The sequence below is a fragment of the Desulfogranum japonicum DSM 18378 genome, assembly GCF_000429945.1.
Taxonomy (GTDB): Bacteria; Desulfobacterota; Desulfobulbia; order Desulfobulbales; family Desulfobulbaceae; genus Desulfogranum; species Desulfogranum japonicum.
The window spans coordinates 10191-34249 of the sequence record NZ_AUCV01000002.1 but is presented as its reverse complement, the minus strand read 5'-3'; the positions used below and the strand labels follow the sequence as shown (position 1 = coordinate 34249).

Sequence of the window (24059 nt, the reverse complement as noted above, 5' to 3'; positions counted from 1 at the left end):
TGTCAGGGACTATGGAATAGCAATCTGTGACGATTCTCTCCACTCCCGTCATGTTTTTCACAATATTTCTGATGATAGCCTTGTCATTTCCTGATTATATTTAAACACTTTGGTGGTCTTAAAACCCAAATTTTCATATAATCTACGCGCAGGACTATTTTTTAATACCATGAGTTTTATCGGTAAGTTGCAATTATCTGAAGATGTAATCACACTTTGAATCAACGCCTTCCCTATGCCATTGTTCTGATGTTCTGGAAGAATTTGAATTTGATGCAACTCGATATAATCATTATGTTTCAGCACTTTCATCACACCGATCATTTTCTTTTCATAGCAAATAATGCTTGCTTCAGCTAAATAATCAGAAGCAAATTTATATTGATCCCCAGCTTTCCAACCAATTGTTCCCTCAAAATATGATTTCATTGTTTTGATTCTCAAATCATATATAAAATCAATATCTTGCTCTGTGGCAGGTCTTAAGTACCAGTACGCCATTTTTACTTGTTAGATTTCCTCATAAGGTGATGCTGCATAGTATGATGCACTTGTTCTCATCGCTCTAAACCAAGGTGTGTTTTACCTCCAGGCTAACCTTTCATTTGGCCTTGAAAAATTTAACCGCAACCCAGTCTGCATTCTGAAACTCCAAGTGACTCCAAAATGCATTACCGATCTCGTTGTTCTCACGAACCATAATCAGGACATGCCTACGTTGTAAAAAATGAATGCACTCCTCACAACTAAAGCTCTGCCAATCTCCTTCTTTCTGAGAGTTTTAGATACTGCGAGATAATGAAATAGCCATACCTTCCGTCACTGCCGCATAAAACAGCCCTTACGATCTAAGATATTGTTTGGCTGATATTACCCATGCGATTCCCTGATTCCCACCCCATTACTCAGAAGCCATTACCCCATGATCGATGAGATCGAAATCCCTTTTAATGGCTTTCTGTATCAGGTCTCCCTCGGTAGTTTTCATGATTCCCTCTTCTTTTATTTGCTGCATGCCTGATTCAGTGGCATTAAGATGATATCAGAAGTAATATCAGGTTACGGGCTTCAATGATTTTCTGCAAATTCTACTTCTGCTTGATTGTCTCTTCCAACACAATCCTGAAGATATTTTCCATTGGTCTGTAACTCAACACGATTCTAGCTTTTACAGAATCATTTCGTCTCTTAGGAATAGTTTTTTCATCCAACAATTCACAATCGCCAGGATACCCAAATAGGTCCAATGAACATATTTACCATAAACCACCTGATTATTTTCACAGCATTTCTCTCTTTATTATCGGCTTGTGCTCCAAAAATTGATTGCAAAGACAATACCCAAATGCTGTCATCAGACCGAGAGGTGAGGAAGGCTTGGCTTAGAGAGTGTAAAGAGGTTAATCGCGAAATAAAGATAAACGGAGTAGCACAATAAGCGATACACCAGGAACCAATTCCCAATAAGAACAATGAATTCAGCAATAGCAGAGGTGCGGAGTAATCTAAGGCTGGGGGAAGCAAACCAATAATTGAGATTAAAAGTGGCAACCTTAGCCTTTGTCCGCAGACAAAGCAACATGCTCTTGGTGCCACCAGTAACCTTGCCGATAAGCTTCCGGATCGATCACGCCCATTGACTTTGCCAAGCGCTTATCATGAGTAAGTCTCTCCGATGTGTATGCACAAATCGACCTGAACAGAGAGACCGCGTCCCGATTCATGTATTTGAGAGGGTTATCGTAATCATGGTTGATATATACCACGTTGCCGTTTGCTTTCACCACTGCGATCCTGTCGCCATAATTGTTAAACCCGATATAGATGTATTCAGGATCTGACTCCTCTGGTAATAAATTTATGTTATCCCCTGACCAATTGACACCCCATGTCGCCACGTCTGGATAAGTAACGAACTCTGCTATCTCGTTCTTCAGTTCCGGTAGATCATCAGGGATTTTACTCACCATGCTCTTGATGTAATCTGCTTTAAGAGAAGTCAATTCAGTGTACATTTTGTACCTCGATATGCAAAAACAAGGGGCTCGGTCTTTGCGTCCACTAAATTTTGGGTCTTTATCATAGTTGCAGAAAGGGCACCTACTCGTATTGATGTTTATAAACGATAAGCCAACAAGTTAGGTCGCGATTTCTTCATGATGTATTTCTTGAGAATACCTGGTGCTATATCTTGGTATATGATTTCATTTCACCCAAATCCCTTTTGCCCATAACGAGAAGGGTTTGGGCGAAATGAAATCATTTTTCCGCCAAGGCTTGGGAAGATGCATTGTTCCGCAACTATGACAAAGACCCTGTTTTTTCATCGAACGATGCGCAAACCGATGCTACGCTTCATCAGTGTTCAGCTGATTTCGCGATTTTACTTTTTATGTATCTGATATTATTGTATTATCAAACTTTTTAATAACCTCTATGACTTTACTTGCTGCATGCTCTGCATCAAAGCCAGAAATATCAACCTGAAGGTTGGCACGATGGTAGCTTTTACCGAAGTAAGTAATGTCTTTCTTAATCTCTTTCAAATACAATTTTTTCTCTTTGGGCGTCAGTTTTTTCTCAATAAGGCGGGAGTCCAAGTCATAGAAGCTAATTCTATCCAATATATTCTCCGGCTTGTCAGTTAGCACCACTGTGGTACACCCGACTTTCTTTACCACCCTCAAGTATCCCCCCATTAATCCGCTTGGCGGCAATGCCACTACACATCTTTTACTCTCAGGTCTGTTCAATAAATCCAACAAAGCTTTTGCAGCCTCATTGCGAAAAGAACAAATCGTAAGGAATTTATGCTGAAGTCGTTCAATGCTTGTATTGAAAAAATTCTCTATCTCTTCATCCAAATCGAAGAAGTTAACGCCCAAGAGTTTCGCCATTTTATTGCCAATTGTCGTCTTCCCAACGCAACTGACACCCGTCAGAAATATTCGCATTTGTATTCTCTTTTTTTTACTCAATAGTATTTAGACAGTTGAACTGAGCGGTTCTTACTTAGTTCAATTTACCTCCTAAAAGATAGTCTGTCATTTGTCACTAGGAAAATCCTGAGTAGTTGCCGATGCCTGACTCGCTTGATATTGTTCCCGGCAATCTTGATGCTTTTCAAATCATAAACGTTCTTTCAGGATTGGTAACCCATATCTGAATAGGGGATACCTTAAAAAAAGAATTACGAAGAGTACAATTGCTGATGACTTAACCTTATTCCTAGCAGTCATAATCATGCTTACCAAGCCCGGCCTTAACATGTTTCCTATTTATAGGAACTATATTAAAGTCCGTTGCATCGGTATTCGGTAATCCCCTCCTTTACTCTTTCGGGCTGGCCTGGATTGATGAGAATTAGATTAAAAATGGGAGAATAATGCCTTTTAAATACATATCCCCTCCCTAAAGAAGCGAACCAACTGCGCCCTGAGCACCCAGATCGTAAATGGTTTGCAGACAATTGTGAATGGTATCTTGAAAGGCAGCGTCACTGGCCAGATCAGGGCCAAAGATATCTGCCATCTTCACTATCTCCTGCACATAGTTTTGAAGATTATCTTTGTTTTGTTCAGCGATGCGGCACAGTTGTTCAGCCATTGGGTCGCTGACCTCAATGGAGTTTCCGTGTTCATCAATTGCTGTCACATAGCGAAGCCAACCGGCAACCGACATAGCCAGGCAGGTGTATGGCTTTCCTGCAGCCTTTAACGCCCTGATGGTGCTCAATATCCTTTGGGGAATTTTCTGGGAACCATCCATGGCTATCTGCCAGGTCCGATGTTTCAGGCTTGGATTACGGAACCGCTCAATCAAAGCTGCACAATATTCTTGAAGATCAACGCCTTCAGGCATATCCAATGTCGGTAACACTTCCTGCATTAACTGCACTACAAAATTTTTAAATACAGGAGTGATGATAACTTGGTCTATGGTTTCTATACCACTTAAATATCCCAAGTAAGCCATGGCGGAATGGGAACAGTTCAGCAGGCGCAGTTTCATGTCTTCATATGGCGCCACATCCTGCACCAGGGTTGCTCCAAACGCTTCCCAGACAGGTCTGGGTGAAGAAAAATTGTTCTCTATTACCCATTGGCAGAATGGTTCACAGATAACAGGTGCGGCATCATACCTGCCAAGCGCAAGCGATGTCTGCTCAATGTCGGATGCTGTGGTTGCAGGAACAATGCGATCTACCATGGTGCAGGGAAAAGCAATGGAAGCTTCGATCCAGTCTGCCAGCTTCTGATCACGTAACCGTGCAAAGCCACATACAGCCTTCCGTAATGATACCCCATTTTCCGGAAGATTATCACAGCACAGCAAAGTTACAGGTGCAAAACCTGCCTGTTTGCGCCTGGCCAGGGCTTCGGTGATAAATCCATGCATGGTGCGTGGCTGTTCCGGGTGGACGAGATCATGTTGGATATCAGGATGCCCACGGAGCAGCTCTCCGGTTGCAGCATCCCGCAAATACCCTTTTTCCGTAATGGTAAATGAAATAATATGCACCTTGGGATCACAGAGCTGCTGCAATACGGCCTCAGGATTTTCAGGGGCAACAAGCACGTTTTTCACACTCCCTATAATACGATGCTTTTCACCCTCTACACCACGTTCGACCAGTGTATAGAGACAGTGTTGCGGCAAGAGACGATCGCGTGCACCAGGGCTACGCAGACTGACACCGACAATACTCCAATCACCACCTTTATCGGCTAAAACATCGTCGGTATACACGGCCATGTGTCCTCGATGAAAGGCACCCAAACCAAAGTGAACAATACCTATACCATGCTGTTCCCTCTGGTAACCTGGAACCTGCACATTAGCAGGAATATCAATAGTATCTTTTAGACGATCCATGGAACACACCTCACCTGTTACCTTTGTCTTCCAGGGATGAAAGCGCAGTTATCAAACCACGCAACTCAGCCAGCCCTTTCAGCCTTCCAATGGAGGGATATCCTGGCTGACCACTTCGTTTAAGATCGTCGAGAATGTCCATGCCATGATCGGGGCGAATGGGAATACTCCAATCTTTTCGACCCATTTCCCTGCGACGTTTTTCCTCCTGTAACACGGCTTTGGTTAATGCTACCATATCCGTGTCACCAGCCAAATGCTCCGCCTCGTGAAAGGAAGCAGGAATACCCTGGGTTTCTCTTTTCACATTGCGCAGGTGAACAAAATGCAGCCGGTCTCCCAATCTATCGACCATACCAGGGAGATCATTGTCAGGACGCGCTCCGAGAGAACCGGCACAAAGGGTAATGCCGTTAGCAGGCATATCAACGGCTTGGATAATGGTTTTGTAATCCTCTTCCGTTGACATGATGCGCGGTAATCCCAATAAGGGAAATGGAGGATCATCTGGATGACAACACAAACGCATGCCTAACTCTTCTGCCACCGGAGCCACCTCTGACAGAAAATCAATGAAATGGCGGCGCAACTGATCTGAACTGATGTTGTTGTATTCAGCGAGATGCTGTCGAATATCTTCCAAGGTCAAAGATTCTGTTGAGCCTGGCAGGCCGCAAGCAACATTATTGCTGATCTCATGTTTTTTTTGTTCACTCATGAGGTTAAAACGGCGGCCTGCATGTTCTGCTATTTCACTGGAAAAAGCTTCAACCGCACCATCCCGTTGCAGCAGATGGATATCAAACGCCGCAAAATCTATCAGATCAAAACGCATGGTAGTCCCACCATGGGACATACGATACTTCAGATCGGTACGTGTCCAGTCAAGCACAGGCATGAAATTATAACATATTACCTCGATATTGCGTTGAGCAAGATTTCTGAGGCTGATTTTGTAATTTTCAATGTGCTCACGCCAGTCACCAGCCTGCTTCTTGATATCTTCTGAAACAGGCAGGCTTTCGACCACATCCCAGTGTAAACCTGATGGCTCGCCATCATCCATGTGCCCTATTTCTTCAATACGTTTGTCAATTTCCTCAACGGTCCAGACAACGCCTGGTGCAATGTGATGCAAAGCTGAAACTATGCCCTCGGCACCGGCCTGCAAAATGTCATTTATCGATGTCCTGTCAGGGGGACCAAACCATCTCCATGTTTGTTTCATTGGATAACCTCATTAGAGCTCTTTTGCATTACGGGCGAGCGCCCGAATTAATCTTCCAGCTCTAAGCTGGAGCCAGTCAACACGAACATTAGCAAGTATCGGTTTGGTATGTACACAAAGCTGGTCGTAAATCCCTGAACGTCTCAGAAGCGAAATGAAATACCTCAGGAAGAAAGCAAGACAACCGATTTTCTGTTGACTAGTATGGTAGTATGTTATAAAACGCAACAAGGAGGTCGTCAAGTGATATTAACAGACAATACACAGTGGTTCTTAACTGAAGGGAAAAGCGTTGGCCTGCAGACATATGAATTGATCAGAAATCAGATTATCCACGGTTATTTCGCACCTGGTATGAGGATTTCTGAAGCAGAGGTATCTCGCACCCTTAAAATAAGTCGTCAGCCGGTTCGAGAGGCGTTCATAAAACTACGCGATGAGGGGTTGGTTGAAGTCCGCCCGCAGCGTGGCACATATGTGACAAAAATTTCCATAGAGGCAGTGAACGATGCCAGATTCATCAGGGAAGCTGTTGAAGCGGATATCATTAAGCTGCTTGTGAAAAACAGGTCTCATGAAATGGTGGACATTCTTCGGGCGCAAATTAAGCAGCAACGCCTTTTACAGGAAAAGCAACTTGAAGAATTTCTACAACTCGATGAACTGTTTCATCGCACCCTTTCAGAATTAGCCGGAAAAGGAAATGTCTGGAAATTTATTGCCGGCACCAAAGCCCATTTTGACCGTGTCCGCTACCTGGCATCCAACCATAAACCAATTCAGCCCCTGGTTGATCAACATGAATCCATTGTTGAGGCCATTGCTGAGAGAGACACTACCCTTGCGAGGAAAGCAATACGTTCACACTTGCAGGTGGTTTTACAGGATTTACCGGTATTGATTTCACAACAACCTGAAATCTTTATCGATAAAGGAGGGCGTTAACCGCAGACTAAAAAGCGACAGCCGCTGTACAACGTACCCCTGCCGGTTCGTCCTTCTGTCTGCATTGAAAGGTAAAGGGCGAGGGAAATTATACCCTCCAAAACAGAATTGGATACTATTTTTCTACGATCCTAAAAGCCTTATCCCATCAACTGTACTTTTCACGAGGAGGAATTATGAAGTTATTGCAAAGTTCTGGTAAAATGCTGCTGACCCTGTGCGCTGTAGTACTTATTTCCACGCCTGCTTCAGCTGCGGAGATGACTCTGAAGCTCGGACATCTGGCCAATGAGGACAATATCTGGCACAAAGCATCTCTCAAATTCGGTGAAGAACTTTCCGCATTAACTAACGGGCGCATCACAGTTGAGGTATACCCCAACGAATCCCTTGGTAAGGAAATGGACCTCATTAACGGCATGCAGTTGGGTACCGCTGACATGACCATCACAGGAGAAAGCCTGCAAAACTGGGCTCCCATGGCTGCTCTTTTGGCAGTTCCCTATGCATACAAATCCATTGAGCACATGGACTCTGTTGCCGGCGGTGAAATTGGAAAACAGATAGAAGCCCAGATCATCACAAATGCTCGTATCCGTCCGGTTGCCTACTTTGCCCGCGGACCGCGGAATCTTACTTCCAACCGTCCTGTAAAATCCCCTGCAGACCTGAATGGCCTGAAAATGCGTGTTCCCAATGTCCCCCTGTTCGTCGATGTATGGAAAGCGCTTGGTGCACAGCCGACTCCCATGGCATTTTCCGAAGTGTTTACTTCGCTGCAGAACGGCACCATCGGCGCACAGGAAAATCCTCTGGCCCTGATTAAATCTGCAAGTTTCTTTGAAGTACAGAAATATATCAACAAAACCGAGCATGTACGTTCCTGGATTTATCTGACCATTTCAGAACTCACCTGGTCCAAGCTTTCAGAGGCTGACCAGAAGGCTGTTCTGGAGGCAGGAAAACGTGCGCAGGCCTACGAACGTGAACTGTTTAACGCCGACGAGCAAAAACTGGTCGCTGAACTTGAAGCAAAAGGCATGACCTTTGTTGACGTTGACAATGATGCTTTTGCCGCCAAAGCAAAAGATGCTGTTCTTGCCAATGTAAAAGCTGAAATCCGCCCAATCGTTGAAAAACTGTTCAACGAGTAAACACTGAATACAGGCTGCACAAAGCAGGTTGTGCAGCTTCAATATTTTTTCAAACTAAGCCGTACAAGGGTTCTTTATTTTGTAGAATCAAATAAGTACATCTCTATGCTTTCACAGGTATATCAGTTTATACACAGTATTTTGGCCTCGTCATGGAAACGGGTCAGGGTAAAAAGGACCTGCCTGTGAGAGCGTATATTGAAAAGGTAGTAACATGGTGAAAAATTTCGTTCGCTCAATAAATACGCTGCTGACGCGCATGGCAGAGGTTCTGGTAGGTACATCGTTCCTGGTTCTTATCGTCGCGGTAACCATTCAGGTTTTAGGACGTTCCTCCTTGTTTGACAGCCCTGTGTGGACTGAGGAACTTACCCGCTTTGCCTTGCTTTATCTCACCGCCTTTGGTGTGGGACTTTCCTTTATTCGTGGAGATCTGGTTAATGTAGATATCATTTGCGAAGCACTGCCCCGTCCCCTGCCCTGGATTTTACGGCTTATCTCGGCGATTATAGTTGCAGGACTGAGCAGCGTATTGATATCACCGGCATATACCTTTACAAGCATAGGTAAGTTCCAGACCTCCCCTGCCCTGGGATGGCGCATGGATTTTATTCATGCAAGTGTTCTTGTGTTACTGGCCTTTCTGCTTGTTTTTGCCCTTATCCGGATAACGACACTGTTTATGGAACTTACCGGCAACGATGTGCAAGACAAGGAGGCACACACATGAACCTGGCTATACTCATAGGTACCTTTATAGGCGGACTTGTCATCGGTCTCCCCGTTGCCGTTACCCTTGGTTTTTCCTCATTCTGCTACCTGCTTGCGGCGGGCATCCCCCTGGTGGTAATGCCACAGAAAATGTATGCCGGTATAGATGTCTTTGTATTGCTCTGCATTCCCGGTTTCATACTTGCTGGTAATCTAATGAACAATGGAGGCATTACAGAGCGTATTATACGGTTTGCCAACGCCCTGGTAGGCTGGGTGCGCGGTGGACTAGGATTGACCAACGTAGCCGCATCCATGCTTTTTGGCGGGATTTCCGGAACGGCTGTAGCCGATTCAGCTTCCATTGGTGGGGTAATGATCCCCGGCATGAAAAAAGCCGGATACCCTGCTGGATTTTCAGCCGCAGTGACAGCCGCCTCATCAACCGTTGGGCCTATTATTCCGCCTTCAGTGCCCATGATTATTGTCGGCGCCCTGTCTGGCATTTCTGTTGGCCAGATGTTCATTGCCGGAGCAATACCAGGTTTTCTCCTTGGCGGAGCCATGCTCGTAACGACCTACCTGATAGCTTCCCGCAACAATTTTCCCCGTCAACGCTGGCAGGGGTTCGGTGAGGTTCTGAAAGCTTTTCTGGGAGCTTTCTGGGCCCTTGCCATGTCAACCTTAATTATTGTCGGCATGATCAGCGGCCTGATGACGCCAACAGAGACAGCAGTAATCGCCTGTATATACGCCATAATTGTAGGTGTATTCTTTTACAGAGAACTACCTGTCAAGGCTATCCCAAGAATTGTTGTCGACAGTGCGATTTCTTCTGCTGCCATCCTGGCGCTGGTTGGTTTTGCCAATGTTTTTGGTTGGATTCTGGTCTCAGAACGTATCCCCCAGATGATAGCCTCTGCAGTGCTCTCTGTTACAGAGAATACATATCTGGTTATTCTGCTTATTAACCTGTTGCTGCTCTTTGTGGGCATGTTCATGGAAACCATTGCAGCTCTGATCATTCTGTTTGTACCCCTTTTGACATTGGCCCAAAGCGTCGGAGTTGATCCATTGCATTTTGCCACTTTTGCCGTCCTGAACCTGATGATCGGGCTGACCACCCCGCCTGTCGGTGTGTGTCTGTTTGTATGCGCCAATATTGCAGAGCTACCGCTTTCAGCAGTAATTCGGGCAATCACTCCTTATTTACTTACTAATATCATTGTCTTGTTGCTGGTATCCTATATCCCCCAGATATCTACCTGGCTGCCAAGACTTCTCATGCAATAAAGAGGTTCCCATGGAAACACGTGTTTGTCGTCTGTATGGTCAAGGCGATGTCCGAATTGAAACAGATTCCGTTTCCCCCCCAGGTCCGGGAGAGGTACTGGTCCGCGTTATGCGTGGCGGAATATGCGGTTCAGACCTGCACTACTTTTTACACGGTGGCTTTGGTCCGATTCGAGTTCGTGAACCCATCATTATGGGGCACGAATTTGCAGGCTATATAGAACAGGTTGGCCCTGATGTCTCAGACCTTGCCGTCGGCGACCGAGTTGGGATCAATCCCAGTCAACCATGTGGCAGCTGCAAATATTGTGAACAAGACACCCCACAGCATTGCCTGAATATGCGTTTTATCGGGTCAGCCTTTGCCCTCCCCCACGAACAGGGGGGATTCAGAGAACGATTAACCATCAAAGCCGAGCAATGCGTTCAAGGTGGTCAGGATACTGATTTTGCAAAACTGGCAAGTGCAGAACCGCTGGCTGTTTGTCTCCATGCAGCCAGAAAGGCAGGTGATCTGCGAGGGCAAAAAATCCTGGTCAATGGTGCCGGCCCCATCGGAGCTTTGTGCGTGGCTGTTGCCAGACACTTCCATGCGCAGGAAATCGTAGTTGCCGACTTGTTTACCAAAACCCTGGATGTGGCAATGCAGATGGGCGCAGATAAAGCCATAAATCTCAGCCAAGGACCGGAGCAGCTTAACAACTATGCAGCAGATAAAGGGTATTTTGATCTGGTGTTTGAATGTTCGGCAGCCCAGGCAGCCATGGCCAACATATTTAAAGTAATTCGCCCTCAGGGTATGATTATTCAGGTTGGGGTAACCGGTGAACTCAACATTCCCTTGAGCAGCCTGGTAGGCAAAGAGATAAAATGGATGGGCAGTCACAGGTTCCACTATGAATACAAAGAAGCGATTAAACTGATCAGCCGTGGAAATATAGACGTTACGCCTATGATCTCAGAAGTATTTCCCATGGATGCTGTGCAGCAAGCACTGGACACTGCCACTGATCGCTCCAAGGCTGTAAAGGTGCAACTGGCTTTCGAATGATGGTTACCATTGAGAAATACTGGAGTAACTGCCAACCTCTGCCCTTTCTCTGTTAGCAGTTACAAGGAGTACATAATGCATCCTGCAACCGATAGTCACCGCAGACAACCGGTTGCAGGCAGTATGCTGTGCATCAGACAGCAAGCCTGTAAAAGGGTTTGTCAGTTTCTTTCAACCACTCTGTTGCAGTTCGGTTGAGATTCCGCAGCAGAAAGGCAGGAACCTGCGTAGTTTTTTTGAAACAGAACCTTGCAGGCAATTGCGTATAGATGGAACGCGGCGGCTGATATTTCTCACCGATACGTTTCAACCTACACCCAAAATCAAAGGTATGGTAATAGATGTTTTTTATGCCGATCTCCTGTTTGAGGAACTGAACAGCAGCCATCAGCATAGCCTCATCCCATAAAGGAATATGAGGCTTCAGCACCTCTTCCAGATACCTGTTCAGGGCATCTCCAGTACACCCAAGCCATCTGACATAGCTTGGCATCCATTGCTTCTCTTCCCGGAGCCTGAAAGGATCACCGTATTGAGCAATATATTGCCTACTCCACATAGCCATGCGTATCCAGTCATTCTGTATTTCTTCGATCAAAGCTTCATCGCGTTCCATGTCCAGATCAATACGAGCCCAGGCAAGGGTATTTTCCCCTTTTTTCCTGGAAATCGGATGACTTAAACATTGGAACGGCTGCAGCCGTTGAGGTTGAATGACATTTCTATACGCCGTATCATGCTCTGCTGAAAAATTCAGGCGTAATACCAGATTCCAGCCTGTTCTGGATGTCTGGTTATAAAATCTTGCACCTTGTTTTTTATTTCCCCAGGCACCAAGACTTAGTCTGTAGCAGTGATATTTCCGGGGCCAATATGAAGCAAGCTGTTCCGGCTTGAGCTGCCTGGACCCTGTTTTTTGTAGAACCTCTCTTACAGCCGGCCTCTCTAACAGTCTGCTGGAAGGGCTCTTACGTATTGCCTGTATATCCATACCTTTCCCGATGCTATAGGTAAGCAGCATCAGGGCATAGCGATCTTTAAAATAATAAAATTTATCCCGCTCCTGTGAGAGGCAGGCGATTATTTCTTCTACTTCTTTCCGTTCCATAACGGGTAAACTCCACGTAGTTTTTCTGTGTGTGCATTCCTTGTTGTGTCGTATGTAGAAGTATTGTGGTATTAATCATATTGCCTCCTGGAATATGTGAATTTCTGTTGTTGCAGATACTTGAAATTTTGGGCGATAGCTATCCGCTGCAAATCTATGCAGCCTGATTCACCCTTTCAGTTTGAACCGCTTACCTGTAAAAACATGTTTGGCATTTCCCCGTTCAAGCGTATTGTGATTATTCCAACGCTCATGATTCATCACCTCCCTGTTTTGGTTTGCTCGTGCCTCTAACGCTGTCTGAAGTCGTATCAAGGCAATTTTTTTGTTCTGCCGCTGCGAACGTCCTTCCCTGGCAATAACCTGCATGCCGGTTGGTACATGTGTTATCCTCACAGCTGAATCTGTCTTGTTCACATGCTGTCCACCTGGTCCGGATGAGCGCATGGTTTCTATACGAATATCACTGGCAAGCAACGATTCACTCTCCGCAGGGTCATGAACTGTTACCTGAACAAACCAGTTTTTTCTTTTATGATTGGGTCGAAACATACTGGTACCTATCCATTGCACAGTCCCTTCCCATTTTTTGACAAAGGCTGTCACTCGCATGCTCCCGGAAAAACTCAATAGCATAGAATGCAGAGTTCCTTTAAATTTGCCGGGAACAGTTTCCAAAACATCAGCTTGGATGTGTAAATATTCTGCCTCTTCAATAAGATACTCTGCAAGTTGACGTACCACCCATCGACATTCTTCAGGTCCCCTTCCGGAGCTAATTTGGACTATTTTCATTAGTGTTATAGTGACTGTTTCAAGGTAATATATGGTTTCAGCACGGCAATAATTTGGATAAGACCTTGCTTTTCCAGCGTTTTAATAACTGCCTCAATGTCCTTGTATGCCTGTGGTGCCTCCTCGTACAACAAGGCACGATCATCACAGATCACTATGCTTCCCATGGCTGTGCGACGAAGACTATCAGCTGAATATCTTTTGTAGAGACGCTCTTTGCAGCTTTTCCGATTCCATTTTCGGCCGGCACCATGGGCCAGAGAAAACAGGTTCCTGCGTTGTTCTCCAATTGGTTCAACAAGGTAACTGTACGTCCCTCGAGTACCAGGAATAACGATTGGCCCATTACTTGAAGTAGCTGCGCCTTTTCTATGCAACCAACCAGTATAGGATCCCATATCAAGCTGTTCCACGCAGTTATGGACAATGTCGATTACCGGGTAACTTTTGACATGCAACCGCTCAGCGATTCGCTCAGCTAAAACAGAACGGTTACGCTTTGCCCATTGCACGCAGGCATCATGCAGAGAGAGATAATCAGTACAATCTGTAGTACCTTCCTGTACTCCATGTATACCATAAACCTGTTGATGTTTTCTCAGCAAGACATCACCCATCCCCCTGGATCCACTATGTACGAGCAACAAGGCCTGCTCTCTCTGGAGGCCCAATGCTCGAAACCGTTCAGGACAATGGACAGACTCAACACGTTGAATCTCTGCAAAATGGTTCCCTGAACCAATAGTACCAAGAAGAACATCAGTATTGTTATGTTGTTCATCTCTGCCCTCATGCGATAAAGACGAATTATCATGGCAATGGTGATGCATGGATTGCAAACGTTTAACCCATTTACTTTGTTTAACGTTTGCAGCAATACATTCCAAGCCCCACAAACCTATACCACAGCCAATGTCACTGCCTATTATCTGAGGATAGATGAATCCCCTGCTCAGGCAGGCAACACCAACAGGATACCCTCTGCCTGGATGCAAATCTGGTAATCCCACAACGACTTGCATACCTGGTAACGAAGAGGTTTTCCGCAACTGTGCCATGGCTTCTCCATCAACGGCAGAAGATTCATCAGCAATTAGCTGAATTTTACAATTATTTTCTCTAGTTGTTGTCATACTGTATACATACGATCTGCACATCATCACCTAAGACAGACCTGTAATATACACGTACAGATATATGGCGAGTCATATGCAGTTTTAATCATAAATAACGGGTAACTGCTTACATGTGCACCTGATCATTTATCGATCAGCCTGGCTTACATACAATCCAATACGCTGCACCAGCCTGCTTGCAGAAATATCAGGCTCCTTACAACCAGTTACACATACAGGAGTTACTCGAAGTTAACGGCCTTCTCCTGTGAGAAGTTACAACAATGAAATACAAATAAACCAAGCACACAAAGCCACAGCTATGCTCATGTAGAAATAATGAATCTCTTTGACCTGTAGGAAAAGAGCCCGGGGCCGGGCCGAGTAATACGGTTAACCGAATATACGGAGGCTCTGTGCGCACTGAAAAATATCTAAAATCATGGCTACCTCCTTATCAGTTAAGATTGAAAAAACGTTGGGTTGATGAGGCCGGGTTTATAAACGCGAACCTAAAAAAGTGCAAGTTTTTTTTTCAGCGGCGTGACAAAATATCTTTAGAATATGGGTCTTTGAGAAAAGACGACCTCGCATTTTCAAACCGTCTGTCCAGCGACAATTTCAGATTGCCCTTGACTATGTATTTCTACTGAACCAATACAATTGCCTATAGAAGAAGAAAGCAGCTCATCAATAAAAAATTTACTGAAAATTATTTTTTATAAAAAATTATTCTTAAAAATTCCGGGAAAGCCATTGCTACACAATAGCTTTTTATAACACTTGAATCTCAAGAATAAAATTCACCTTTCTTTTCATTTGACATCACAAACATTTTCCCTTAGTTTTCTGTCGCTCAAAGTCTACAGTTCTCTTGCGAGAAATTTGTAGAACGGCCTATGTCTATTTTCTTTTTTCATACAGTTTTACGTAAAGTCACATAGTCCAAATTAAGTTAACGGTTGAATGCGTGTTGTTTTTCACTCCTGGAAATATCCTGTTGTGAATCATTACAGATGAACGAGAGTACAATATGATCAATACCCAGACAAAATCCTTCTGGCTACTGCAAACACTATATTTTTTAACATGTGGTGCTATCCTGTTCATCTTGCCGTCAATAAGCGTCGCAGGGACAATACAGTATTCATACGATGCCATGCAGCGGGTTGTAAATGTTGCCCGCCCAGATGGTACGCAAACCATACGTAGTTATGATACGTTGGGCAACAAACTGATTACCACCGTACAGGGTGGGTCAGGAATTGCTGATCCTCCAGTAACACCTCACACACCAATTCCTGTCAATGCAGCCACGAATGTGCCCACTACCACCCTCATTTCATGGCAACCAGAAACAGCTGACCCCTCTCAACATCTTACGTATATTCTTTTCATCGGAACGTCTGAAACGCCCGAACTTTATACCAGCGGTATACCATCATCTTCTTTCCAATTGCCTGATCTCAATCCTCTAACTACCTATTATTGGAAAGTCGTTGCAAAAGATAATTTTAACCAGGAAACAGAAAGCCCGACATGGTCTTTCACCACCGGCAATGAAACTCCAGAAGCAAGTGCACCGATTTTTCCTGCCCTTGAATCAACAGTGGTTTACTCAAATGCATACCTTCAATGGCAGGAAGCAATTGATCCAAACAGCGTTGATACTGTAACCTACGATGTCTATTTTGGTAAATCCGGCTCTGTTGCACTGGTGTCAGAAAATCAACTTACCACTAACTATGAATTAGGTTAGCTTGATCCTGCAACTCGTTACGTATGGAAAATCATTGCCAAGGATAACCATGGCGCTTCCTGGGAAAGTGAAACCTGGACATTCACAACTACTGCCAGCCTGCCGACTGCCTTAACAACGACAAGAATTTCAGAAGATACCACTCTTACAGCAGCAGCAGGCCCATACCTGGTTTCTTCGAGCATAACAGTTGCAGAAGGCGTAACACTTACCATTGAGCCTGGGACCATTTTCAAAATGGCTCCAAACACTGCTATCACTGTGAATGGAACCCTTTTAGCGCAGGGAACCTCAGATAATCCAATAACGTTCACCTCCTCAAAAGATGACCAGGTATATGGCGATACCAATGGTGACGGAACGGCAACCACACCTCAGCCAGGTGATTGGTACGGCTTTTATATTTACAGTACCTCAGGGAGCTCAACAGTCCTCAGCCATTGCAAAATTAACTATGCCGGTGGTTCAGCTGGGGCCATTTACATTCGAGACAGTTCTCCAACCATTGAATATTCAACCATTATCAATTCCGGAACGGCCAGCATTTACATCCAGGGTGCTTCAGCCCCAGTAATTGCTGGAAATACACTATCAGAAGGTATCACTACCAGTGCGATGACCGGTCAACCTGATGTGTCCGGAAATACTTTTACTGGTGCTGAAACAGAAGTACTTCTTCCTGCTGACAGTGTTGGTGACTTCTCCTCGAACAATAGCTTTTCAGAGGAGAGCGCTATCATCAAAGTTTCTGGTGGGATACTATCAAAAGATGCAACATGGAAACCTATTGCACCCTACCTTGTTACAGGGTCTATCACCATCAAAGGAACAGATGGAGATGACGGCGTAACCACCCTCACCATCCAGCCTGGAACACAACTCAGGTTTGCCAGAAACACTTTCCTTTCAGTAGGAGAAGCCTCAAACCTCCCTGGTGGCCTCATTGCAGAAGGAACAGAAAATCTGCCCATCGTATTTACCACAGCAGAGAGTTTTGCAGCTCCCGGCGATTGGTATGGTATCAGTTTTTACCCCACTGCAGTTGAAACAAGCTCCCTGAAGTGGTGCAACATCGAATATGCAGGCTACTCTACGGGTGCAGCCGGTCTATATTAAAAAAACACTTTTCTATCTGACTATAATTGCGAAATTTTGAAAAAAGGCATTTTCAACAATTTGTCAAAAATGGCGATTTTTGGCATTAAAACACAGTTATTGACAAATTATAGGAAAACGATGTTGTGTATCGTGCTAATTTTTCTTATTTTCTTTTCTCCCTGTTTTTTTAGGAAGACCGGCTACACCCCTACTCTACAGGTGCAATTTACACTCAAAATGCAAGCCCCAAGCTTGAGCATGTAGCTGTCTCCAGGTCAGGTAATCACGGTGTATATATCAAGGGTGGAATCCCGACCGTCAAAAATAGCAACATCTCCTCTGATTCCGGCTACGGAATGTACATCGTTTCCGGTTCGCCAATTCTCACTGAAAATACAATCCATAATGGCCTTTATGCTCCAGGTGTAAGCACTTTTACAGCATTAACCGCTAATACCTTTGTACAGGATGATACACATTCTCTTTACCTGCATCCCGATGTTGTTGGCATATTTTCGGCAAATTCAGAGGTGAAAGGCTGGGGTACTCAATCTTTCATACAAATTGCCGGGGGTACGCTATCAAAAGACGCGTCATGGAAACACATCATCCCATATCACTTGATGGGTAGTATTACCATTATGGGTGAGGATGGTGAGGATGGCCATACCACGCTGACCTTGCAGCCGGAAGTTGAACTGAAATTTGCCAAAAACAGTCAACTCACCGTGGGCTCTACCAATATCCCAGGCGCAATCATTGCTGACGGTACCGAACAACATCAGATTCGTTTGACCTCTGCCATGGATGAGCCAGCCCCTGGTGACTGGGCGGGAATTTATTTTTATTCTGGTGCTGCTGATTTCAGCTCCCTTAAATGGACAACCATTGAAAATGGTGGATATTCTTCTCAAGGATCTGTTTATGTTTTAAATGCGTCACCTGCCTTTGACAACATAAGGGTAAGAGATTCAAAGTATGCAGCTGTGTATATTAATGGGGGTACTCCAATATTTACCAATACCTCTCTCGCATCAACAACTGCCTATGGGATGTATATCCAATCTGGAACCCCTTCTCTTCATGGAAACACAATACACAATGGACTGTATGCTCCATCAACGATATTCACAGGATTTGAGTCCAATAGCTTTACCCAGGATAACGCACACCCTATTTATATACATCCTGAATCAGTCGGTATAGTTAGCAATAACAGCGTAATAACCAACCTTGACGATGCCAGTAATATCCAAATAGCAGGTGGTACAATTTCCAAGGATGCGTCCTGGGCCCCTATCGCAACCTATTATATACGCGGGACACTCTATATTAGAGGGACCGATGGTGACGACGGTGTAACAACTCTTTCTATCGATCCTGCAGTTGAATTGCAATTTGCTACCAATACAACGATGTACGTCGGTTACAGCACGACTCCGGGAGCGCTCATAGCTGTAGGTACAGAAATGCAACCCATCCTGTTTACCTCCGCAAAGGCTGAACCCGCAGCCGGAGACTGGGGTGGACTATACTTCTACCCTGGAGCGGCTGACTTCAGCTCTATTAAATGGGCTACCATTGAATATGCAGGAAATTCAAATGCCGGCTCCATATATATTCAAAATGCCTCTCCAGCTTTTGATCATATCACTGTGACTGACTCAAAATACTCTGCTATTAACGCCAATGGAGGTGCACCTTCCATTACCAACAGTAGCTTTTCTTCAACGATAGGTTATGGCCTTTATATAAGTGCTGGAACACCTACACTCAGCGGGAATACCATTTACAATGGAATCTACTCTCCAACCATAAATTTTGCAGGATACACAGGTAACACAATTGTGCAAGACGATGCCCATCCAATTTACCTGAATGCTGAAACTGTTGGAGAGTTTTCTGCAAACAGCTCGATTACCGGTCTTACCTCTACCAGTGTTATTCAAGTATCTGGAGGCACTATTTCAAAAGACACAACCTGGCGTCCTGTTGCTCCATATCAGATACTGGGTACTGTAACCGTCCAGGGGAACGATGGAGATGATGCTGTCACCACACTTACTTTGCAACCAGATACTGAACTCCGTTTTGCAAAGAATACAGCCATGTACATTGGCTACTCCACTACGCCCGGAGCACTGAAGGCTGAAGGTACTGAAAATAAACGGATCCGCTTTACTTCAGCACAGGATACCCCCACCTCTGGTGACTGGACAGGGTTGTCTTTCTATCCCAGTGCTGCTGATTTCAGCACTATACAATGGGCAACCATCTCCTACGCAGGAATGTCTCCCTCCTACGGGTCGGTATACATTCAGGGTGCCTCACCTGCCTTTAATCATGTGACCATTACAGACTCAAAATATGCTGCAACGTATATCCATAGTGGGTTGCCTGTATTCAGCAACTGTGATTTTGAATCAAGCCTCGGATATGGTGTCAATATCACGGGTGGTTCGCCAACTCTTATAAGCAACACCATCAATAACGGTTTGTATGCTCCAGCAATAAACTTTACCGCACTTAGCTCGAATAGCTTTGTTCAGGATGATGCCCATCCCATCTATCTGCATCCGAATGCTGTAGGAATGTTCTGTGACAGCAATACTCTCACCGGACTCACAGACACAAGCATTATCCAAGTGGCTGGTGGAAGCATCTCTCAGGACGCCTCTTGGAAAGCGATTACCCCATACCATATGCTCGGTTCTATTACTATTCAGGGCACTGACGGTGAAGATGGAGTAACTAGCTTGACCATTGATCCTGCAGCTGAGCTTCAATTTGCCAGAAATACCCAGATGATAATTGGATATTCAACCACTCCTGGTGCAGTGATAATCAACGGTACCGAGGAAGAAAAGGTTGTGTTTACCTCGGATCAGGCAGAACCATCTCCTGGTGATTGGCTTGGTTTATATTTTTACCCCGGTGCAGGTGACTACAGTTCTCTGAGATGGACTGATATTCAATATGCAGGGACATCACCATCCTACGGTGCAGCTTATATCAATGGCGCCTCACCAAGCTTTAACCATGTGACCATAGCAAACTCTAAATATGCAGCTGTAAGTATCATCAGTGGTTTGCCAGTGTTAAGAAAGAGTTACTTTGAATCAAGCCTTGGATACGGTGTAAATCTCACTGGTGGTACGCCAACACTTATTGAAAATACCATCAATAACGGTTTATACGCTCCAGCAACAACCTTTGTGGCACTCAACTCGAATACCTTTGTTCAGGATGATGCCCATCCCATCTACCTGCACCCGAATGCTGTAGGAATGTTCTGTGACAGCAGTACTATTACCGGACTTACTGATACAAGCGTTATCCAAGTGGCAGGTGGAATCATCTCCCAGGATGCTACTTGGAAAGCGGTTGCCCCATACCATATGCTCGCTTCTATAGCTATTCGGGGTACTGACGGTGAAGACGGGGTTACAAGCTTGACCATTGATTCTGGAGCCGAGTTGCGATTTGCAAGGAATACCCAAATTGCTATTGGATATTCATCTACCCCTGGTGCACTTATAGCCAATGGTACAGAACAATCTCAAATTCTATTTACCTCGGCTCAAGCTACCCCATCCTCTGGTGACTGGTCTGGGCTGTATTTCTATTCTGGTGCTGCTGATTTCAGCACACTTGCATGGACAAACATCCAATATGCCGGATATTCAAGCTACGGTTCTTTATATATCCAAGGAGCATCGCCAACCCTGGACCATGTAACCGTCTTAGATTCAAAGTATGCTGCAGTAAACATCTCCGGAGGTACACCTGTTATCACCGATGGTGCCTTTGCTTCTGCGAACGGTTACGGAATTTATATCAGCTCAGGTAATCCTTCACTTACCGGCAACACCATTTATAATGGCATTTATTCAGCCTCTGTAAGTTTCAGCAACTACAGCGGAAACACCCTCATTCAGGATGACAATCATCCAGTTTATCTGAGTGCAAACGCTGTAGGCCCATTCAGTACGGGCTCCACCATCACGGGACTGACTGAAAACAGTGAGATTTTTATTAATGGTGGCACTCTGTCTCAAGATGCAACCTGGAAGCCTGTGGCGCCGTATAGAGTACGAGGAAGTTTAACTGTTCAGGGTACCGATGGTGATGATCAGGTAACCACGCTCCGCATCGAGCCTGGTGTTACTGTACGTTTCAACCAAAACACCCAAATAAGCGTCGCTTACAGCGCACCTGGGGCCGTAATAGCTGAAGGAACAGAAGAAAAACCAATTCTCTTCACCTCGGGCCAAGCTGAACCTGCTCCGGGAGATTGGTATGGTTTGAATGTAAATTCTAGAAGCAGCGATTTGAGTGCATTCAAATGGACTACTGTTGAATACGCCGGAGGATCAGGCAACGGCACATTTTACAGTAACCAGGCTTCTCCACTCCTGGATCATGTAACACTTCAGTATTCCAAAAATTATGCACTTAGAGTAAATGGCGGAGCTCCATCTGTTACCAACAGTACCATTACTAACGGTATCTACATGTCCTCTGGCACATTTACTCAGTTTGTTGCAAACACACTGGTTCAGGATGATGCACACCCATTCTATATAGCCACAGATGCAGTCGGGCTCTTCAGTGAAAGCAGCACGATAACTGATACGAACGAAAACACCGTAGTCCAAATCCCAGGGGGTATTTTGATAAAAGACGCTACCTGGAACCCCATTGCCCCGTTCCAGATGATGGGCAGTATGACCATCCGCGGTACTGATGGCGATGATGGCGTTACAACGCTCACCATCAACCCAGATGTTGAAGTACGTTTCGCAAGGAACACGCAAATAGCAATGGGATACAGCACAATCCCAGGGGCACTTATTACCCAGGGAACTGAAGAGCACCAGGTTCTCTTCACCTCTGCACAGGCAGAGAAGGCCGCTGGTGACTGGTATGGTCTCTATTTTTATCCTGTAAGTAGCGATATGAGTTCCATCGCCTGGACAACCATTCAATATGCAGGTGGCTCTGGCAGCGGGACTGTATATGTGAATAACGCATCTCCAACCCTTGACCATGTTACACTACAGAACTCCAAATATTATGGAATAAACATCAGTAACGGTTCGCCAACCATAACCAACAGTACCATTCAGAACGGTCTATATATTTCGTCTGGTAATTTTGCTGAGTTTACAGCAAACACAATGATTCAGGATGATGCCCACCCAATCTACCTGATTCCTGATGTGGTCGGCACATTCAGCGCTACCAGCTCAGTTACTGGACTCAATGACACCAGTGCAGTGCAGATTGCGGGAGGTATTCTCAGTAAAGATACCACCTGGAAACCTGTTGCACCCTATCAAATGATGGGCAGTATGACTATCCGCGGGACTGATGGCGATGATGGGGTCACAACGCTCACCATTGACCCCGATGTTGAAGTACGTTTCGCAAGAAACACGCAAATAGCTGTGGGATACAGCACAACCCCAGGGGCACTTATTACCCAGGGAACTGAAGAAAGCCAGGTTCTCTTCACCTCTGCCCAGGCAGAGAAGGCCGCTGGTGACTGGTATGGAGTGACTTTCAATCCAGTAAGTTCTGATATGAGTTCCCTCAACTGGACCACCATCCGCTATGCAGGAGGTTCAGGCAGTGGGGCTGTATATGCGTACAATGCTTCGCCAATCATCGATCACCTCACCATAGCTCACACCAAATACACAGGTATTCGAGTTCAAGGTGGTGAGCCTACAATTACAGCCAGCAATTTCGTCAATCTTGGCGGTTGTGCAATCACCAACAGCAGTTCCACCATGATACAGGCTGAAAACAACTGGTTTGGCGACGCCAGCGGTCCATTGGATAACTCTGACGACACAGCCAATGGCGGTTTATATAATCCTGATGGATCAGGTGCCTGTGTCAGCGACCATGTTGATTATGAGCCATGGTTAACCATCAGTCAGGTGGATACCGACCTGGACGGACTTACTGATTATGATGAAGTGAACATCTATGGCACAGATCCGAATCTGGTCGATACTGACAATGATGGAATTCCTGATAATCAGGAAGAAGCAGTATTGGCGTTGAAAATGGCCATGTCCAGCAAGGGCACTGCTACAAAAAACGTGACTGCTACTGCATCCACCAGCTCCTCATTGCCTCCTGTGATGCTGTACGAAAATGCTGAGGATGGCCTGCTGGAAGGTTGGGATATCTTTGATAATGATCCTGTCGGTGCCAGCATTGATAACTTCTATGATGCTGAGAAAAAGAGCCAGATTATCAAACTTTTTGGTGCGGAAACAGCCAACGGTTATCGATTCCGCAATGCTGACGGCACCTGGTGGGAGAATAATGATCATTCCATCCTGCAATGGTCCATCAACGCTGCAGACACATTCATCGTTACAGCTGTTGTCCAAACATCTTCAGGTATACGGTACCTGCAGTATCAACCAGTTGATGAGGACTCCTTGGGCAGTGGTGAAGTTATCGACCATGGACTGGGTATTGATGCAAAAGGCGGTCAATGGCGTTCCTTTACCAGAGATCTTGCCTTTGACCTCAAGGAAGCCCAACCAGGCAATGAGTTGGAAGCCGTTCTAGGGTTCCTTGTACGCGGCAATTGCTCAGTGGATGACATACAAACCATGAGTGTTCTTCCTGGAGACCTGGATTCCGATAACGATGGCATTTCAGACGTTACGGAAATTGAACAACTCCATACCCATCCATATTTTGCCGACTCCGATGGAGACGGTATAGGCGATGGTGATGAGTTGGAATACTGGCAGGAGCAATGGAACAGTGATGCCGATAATGACAGTCTCATAAACATCCTTGATCCTGACAGTGATAGTGATGGTGTGCTCGATGGTGTGGAAATCCAATCAGGTACCAACCCAGCCAGTGCAGCATCCCATCCATAGCAGGCCGATT

The 24059-nt window shown here is 45.3% G+C and carries 17 protein-coding genes; 8 read left to right on the top strand and 9 right to left on the bottom strand.

Annotation, left to right across the window (positions count from 1 at the left end):
- Nucleotides 1-57 precede the first annotated feature (57 nt).
- From G493_RS27425 to uxuA, 5 genes are all read right to left on the bottom strand, one after another.
- Complete coding sequence (locus G493_RS27425; protein ID WP_051308944.1) at nucleotides 58-501, bottom strand: GNAT family N-acetyltransferase; 444 nt, start codon at nucleotides 499-501, stop codon at nucleotides 58-60.
- A gap of 1052 nt (nucleotides 502-1553) precedes the next feature.
- On the bottom strand, nucleotides 1554-2015 hold the full coding sequence (locus G493_RS0102110) for a hypothetical protein (RefSeq protein ID WP_028579040.1): 462 nt from the start codon (nucleotides 2013-2015) through the stop codon (nucleotides 1554-1556).
- Nucleotides 2016-2390: 375 nt separating this feature from the next.
- Nucleotides 2391-2954 (bottom strand): shikimate kinase, encoded by a 564-nt coding sequence (locus tag G493_RS0102105; RefSeq protein ID WP_028579039.1) that lies wholly within the window; start codon nucleotides 2952-2954, stop codon nucleotides 2391-2393.
- A gap of 457 nt (nucleotides 2955-3411) precedes the next feature.
- The gene (locus G493_RS0102095; protein WP_028579038.1) at nucleotides 3412-4875 is read right to left on the bottom strand and encodes a mannitol dehydrogenase family protein; all 1464 of its coding nucleotides are present in this window, start codon (nucleotides 4873-4875) and stop codon (nucleotides 3412-3414) included.
- Nucleotides 4876-4885: 10 nt separating this feature from the next.
- The gene (gene uxuA / locus G493_RS0102090; RefSeq protein WP_028579037.1) at nucleotides 4886-6103 is read right to left on the bottom strand and encodes a mannonate dehydratase; all 1218 of its coding nucleotides are present in this window, start codon (nucleotides 6101-6103) and stop codon (nucleotides 4886-4888) included.
- Between the two features lie 243 nt (nucleotides 6104-6346).
- On the opposite strand from uxuA, the gene G493_RS0102085 reads away from it, so the two are divergent.
- The 5 genes from G493_RS0102085 (at nucleotide 6347) to G493_RS0102065 (ending at nucleotide 11257) form a co-directional block, all read left to right on the top strand.
- The gene (locus G493_RS0102085) at nucleotides 6347-7048 is read left to right on the top strand and encodes a GntR family transcriptional regulator (protein ID WP_205623622.1); all 702 of its coding nucleotides are present in this window, start codon (nucleotides 6347-6349) and stop codon (nucleotides 7046-7048) included.
- Nucleotides 7049-7251: 203 nt separating this feature from the next.
- On the top strand, nucleotides 7252-8202 hold the full coding sequence (locus G493_RS0102080) for a TRAP transporter substrate-binding protein (protein WP_028579035.1): 951 nt from the start codon (nucleotides 7252-7254) through the stop codon (nucleotides 8200-8202).
- Between the two features lie 214 nt (nucleotides 8203-8416).
- Nucleotides 8417-8932: a TRAP transporter small permease gene (locus tag G493_RS0102075; protein ID WP_035273243.1), complete on the top strand. Its 516-nt coding sequence runs from the start codon at nucleotides 8417-8419 to the stop codon at nucleotides 8930-8932.
- Nucleotides 8929-10206: a TRAP transporter large permease gene (locus G493_RS0102070; RefSeq protein WP_028579033.1), complete on the top strand. Its 1278-nt coding sequence runs from the start codon at nucleotides 8929-8931 to the stop codon at nucleotides 10204-10206. The genes G493_RS0102075 and G493_RS0102070 overlap by 4 nt, the downstream gene beginning before the upstream one ends.
- 10 nt (nucleotides 10207-10216) lie before the next feature.
- Nucleotides 10217-11257, top strand: coding sequence for an L-idonate 5-dehydrogenase (locus G493_RS0102065; protein WP_028579032.1), 1041 nt, complete (start codon nucleotides 10217-10219; stop codon nucleotides 11255-11257).
- 133 nt (nucleotides 11258-11390) lie between these two features.
- Here the strand turns inward: G493_RS0102065 and G493_RS27420 are convergent, their stop codons facing one another.
- The 3 genes from G493_RS27420 to G493_RS0102050 form a co-directional block, all read right to left on the bottom strand.
- On the bottom strand, nucleotides 11391-12365 hold the full coding sequence (locus G493_RS27420; protein ID WP_051308943.1) for a hypothetical protein: 975 nt from the start codon (nucleotides 12363-12365) through the stop codon (nucleotides 11391-11393).
- A 168-nt stretch (nucleotides 12366-12533) separates the two neighbouring features.
- Entirely contained in the window at nucleotides 12534-13160 is a 627-nt protein-coding gene (gene prfH / locus G493_RS0102055) for a peptide chain release factor H (protein WP_035273240.1), read from the bottom strand.
- Nucleotides 13161-13165: 5 nt separating this feature from the next.
- Nucleotides 13166-14293 carry an RNA ligase RtcB family protein gene (locus tag G493_RS0102050; protein ID WP_028579030.1) on the bottom strand — a complete coding sequence of 376 codons (1128 nt, stop codon included), beginning with the start codon at nucleotides 14291-14293 and terminating at the stop codon, nucleotides 13166-13168.
- A 1015-nt stretch (nucleotides 14294-15308) separates the two neighbouring features.
- Between G493_RS0102050 and G493_RS0102040 the strand changes: the two genes are divergently transcribed.
- Complete coding sequence (locus G493_RS0102040; protein WP_028579028.1) at nucleotides 15309-16034, top strand: fibronectin type III domain-containing protein; 726 nt, start codon at nucleotides 15309-15311, stop codon at nucleotides 16032-16034.
- Nucleotides 16035-16051: 17 nt separating this feature from the next.
- Here the strand turns inward: G493_RS0102040 and G493_RS0102035 are convergent, their stop codons facing one another.
- Nucleotides 16052-16270, bottom strand: a complete 219-nt coding sequence (locus G493_RS0102035) for a hypothetical protein (RefSeq protein WP_035273237.1) — start codon at nucleotides 16268-16270, stop codon at nucleotides 16052-16054.
- Between the two features lies 1 nt (nucleotide 16271).
- Here G493_RS0102035 and G493_RS0102030 point away from each other — a divergent pair, with 1 nt between their 5' ends.
- Both G493_RS0102030 and G493_RS0102025 read left to right on the top strand, forming a co-directional pair.
- The gene (locus G493_RS0102030; protein ID WP_028579026.1) at nucleotides 16272-17150 is read left to right on the top strand and encodes a right-handed parallel beta-helix repeat-containing protein; all 879 of its coding nucleotides are present in this window, start codon (nucleotides 16272-16274) and stop codon (nucleotides 17148-17150) included.
- 338 nt (nucleotides 17151-17488) lie between these two features.
- Nucleotides 17489-24049 (top strand): thrombospondin type 3 repeat-containing protein, encoded by a 6561-nt coding sequence (locus tag G493_RS0102025; protein WP_028579025.1) that lies wholly within the window; start codon nucleotides 17489-17491, stop codon nucleotides 24047-24049.
- The last annotated feature ends 10 nt before the right edge of the window (nucleotides 24050-24059 follow it).

Coding starts and splice junctions, on each gene's coding strand:
- G493_RS27425 (WP_051308944.1), bottom strand. CDS start 501: ATGGCGTACTGGTACTTAAGACCTGCCACAGAGCAAGATATTGATTTT.
- G493_RS0102110 (WP_028579040.1), bottom strand. CDS start 2,015: ATGTACACTGAATTGACTTCTCTTAAAGCAGATTACATCAAGAGCATG.
- G493_RS0102105 (WP_028579039.1), bottom strand. CDS start 2,954: ATGCGAATATTTCTGACGGGTGTCAGTTGCGTTGGGAAGACGACAATT.
- G493_RS0102095 (WP_028579038.1), bottom strand. CDS start 4,875: ATGGATCGTCTAAAAGATACTATTGATATTCCTGCTAATGTGCAGGTT.
- uxuA (WP_028579037.1), bottom strand. CDS start 6,103: ATGAAACAAACATGGAGATGGTTTGGTCCCCCTGACAGGACATCGATA.
- G493_RS0102080 (WP_028579035.1), top strand. CDS start 7,252: ATGCTGCTGACCCTGTGCGCTGTAGTACTTATTTCCACGCCTGCTTCA.
- G493_RS0102075 (WP_035273243.1), top strand. CDS start 8,417: ATGGTGAAAAATTTCGTTCGCTCAATAAATACGCTGCTGACGCGCATG.
- G493_RS0102070 (WP_028579033.1), top strand. CDS start 8,929: ATGAACCTGGCTATACTCATAGGTACCTTTATAGGCGGACTTGTCATC.
- G493_RS0102065 (WP_028579032.1), top strand. CDS start 10,217: ATGGAAACACGTGTTTGTCGTCTGTATGGTCAAGGCGATGTCCGAATT.
- G493_RS27420 (WP_051308943.1), bottom strand. CDS start 12,365: ATGGAACGGAAAGAAGTAGAAGAAATAATCGCCTGCCTCTCACAGGAG.
- prfH (WP_035273240.1), bottom strand. CDS start 13,160: ATGAAAATAGTCCAAATTAGCTCCGGAAGGGGACCTGAAGAATGTCGA.
- G493_RS0102050 (WP_028579030.1), bottom strand. CDS start 14,293: ATGACAACAACTAGAGAAAATAATTGTAAAATTCAGCTAATTGCTGAT.
- G493_RS0102040 (WP_028579028.1), top strand. CDS start 15,309: ATGATCAATACCCAGACAAAATCCTTCTGGCTACTGCAAACACTATAT.
- G493_RS0102030 (WP_028579026.1), top strand. CDS start 16,272: ATGGCTCCAAACACTGCTATCACTGTGAATGGAACCCTTTTAGCGCAG.
- G493_RS0102025 (WP_028579025.1), top strand. CDS start 17,489: ATGTACATCGTTTCCGGTTCGCCAATTCTCACTGAAAATACAATCCAT.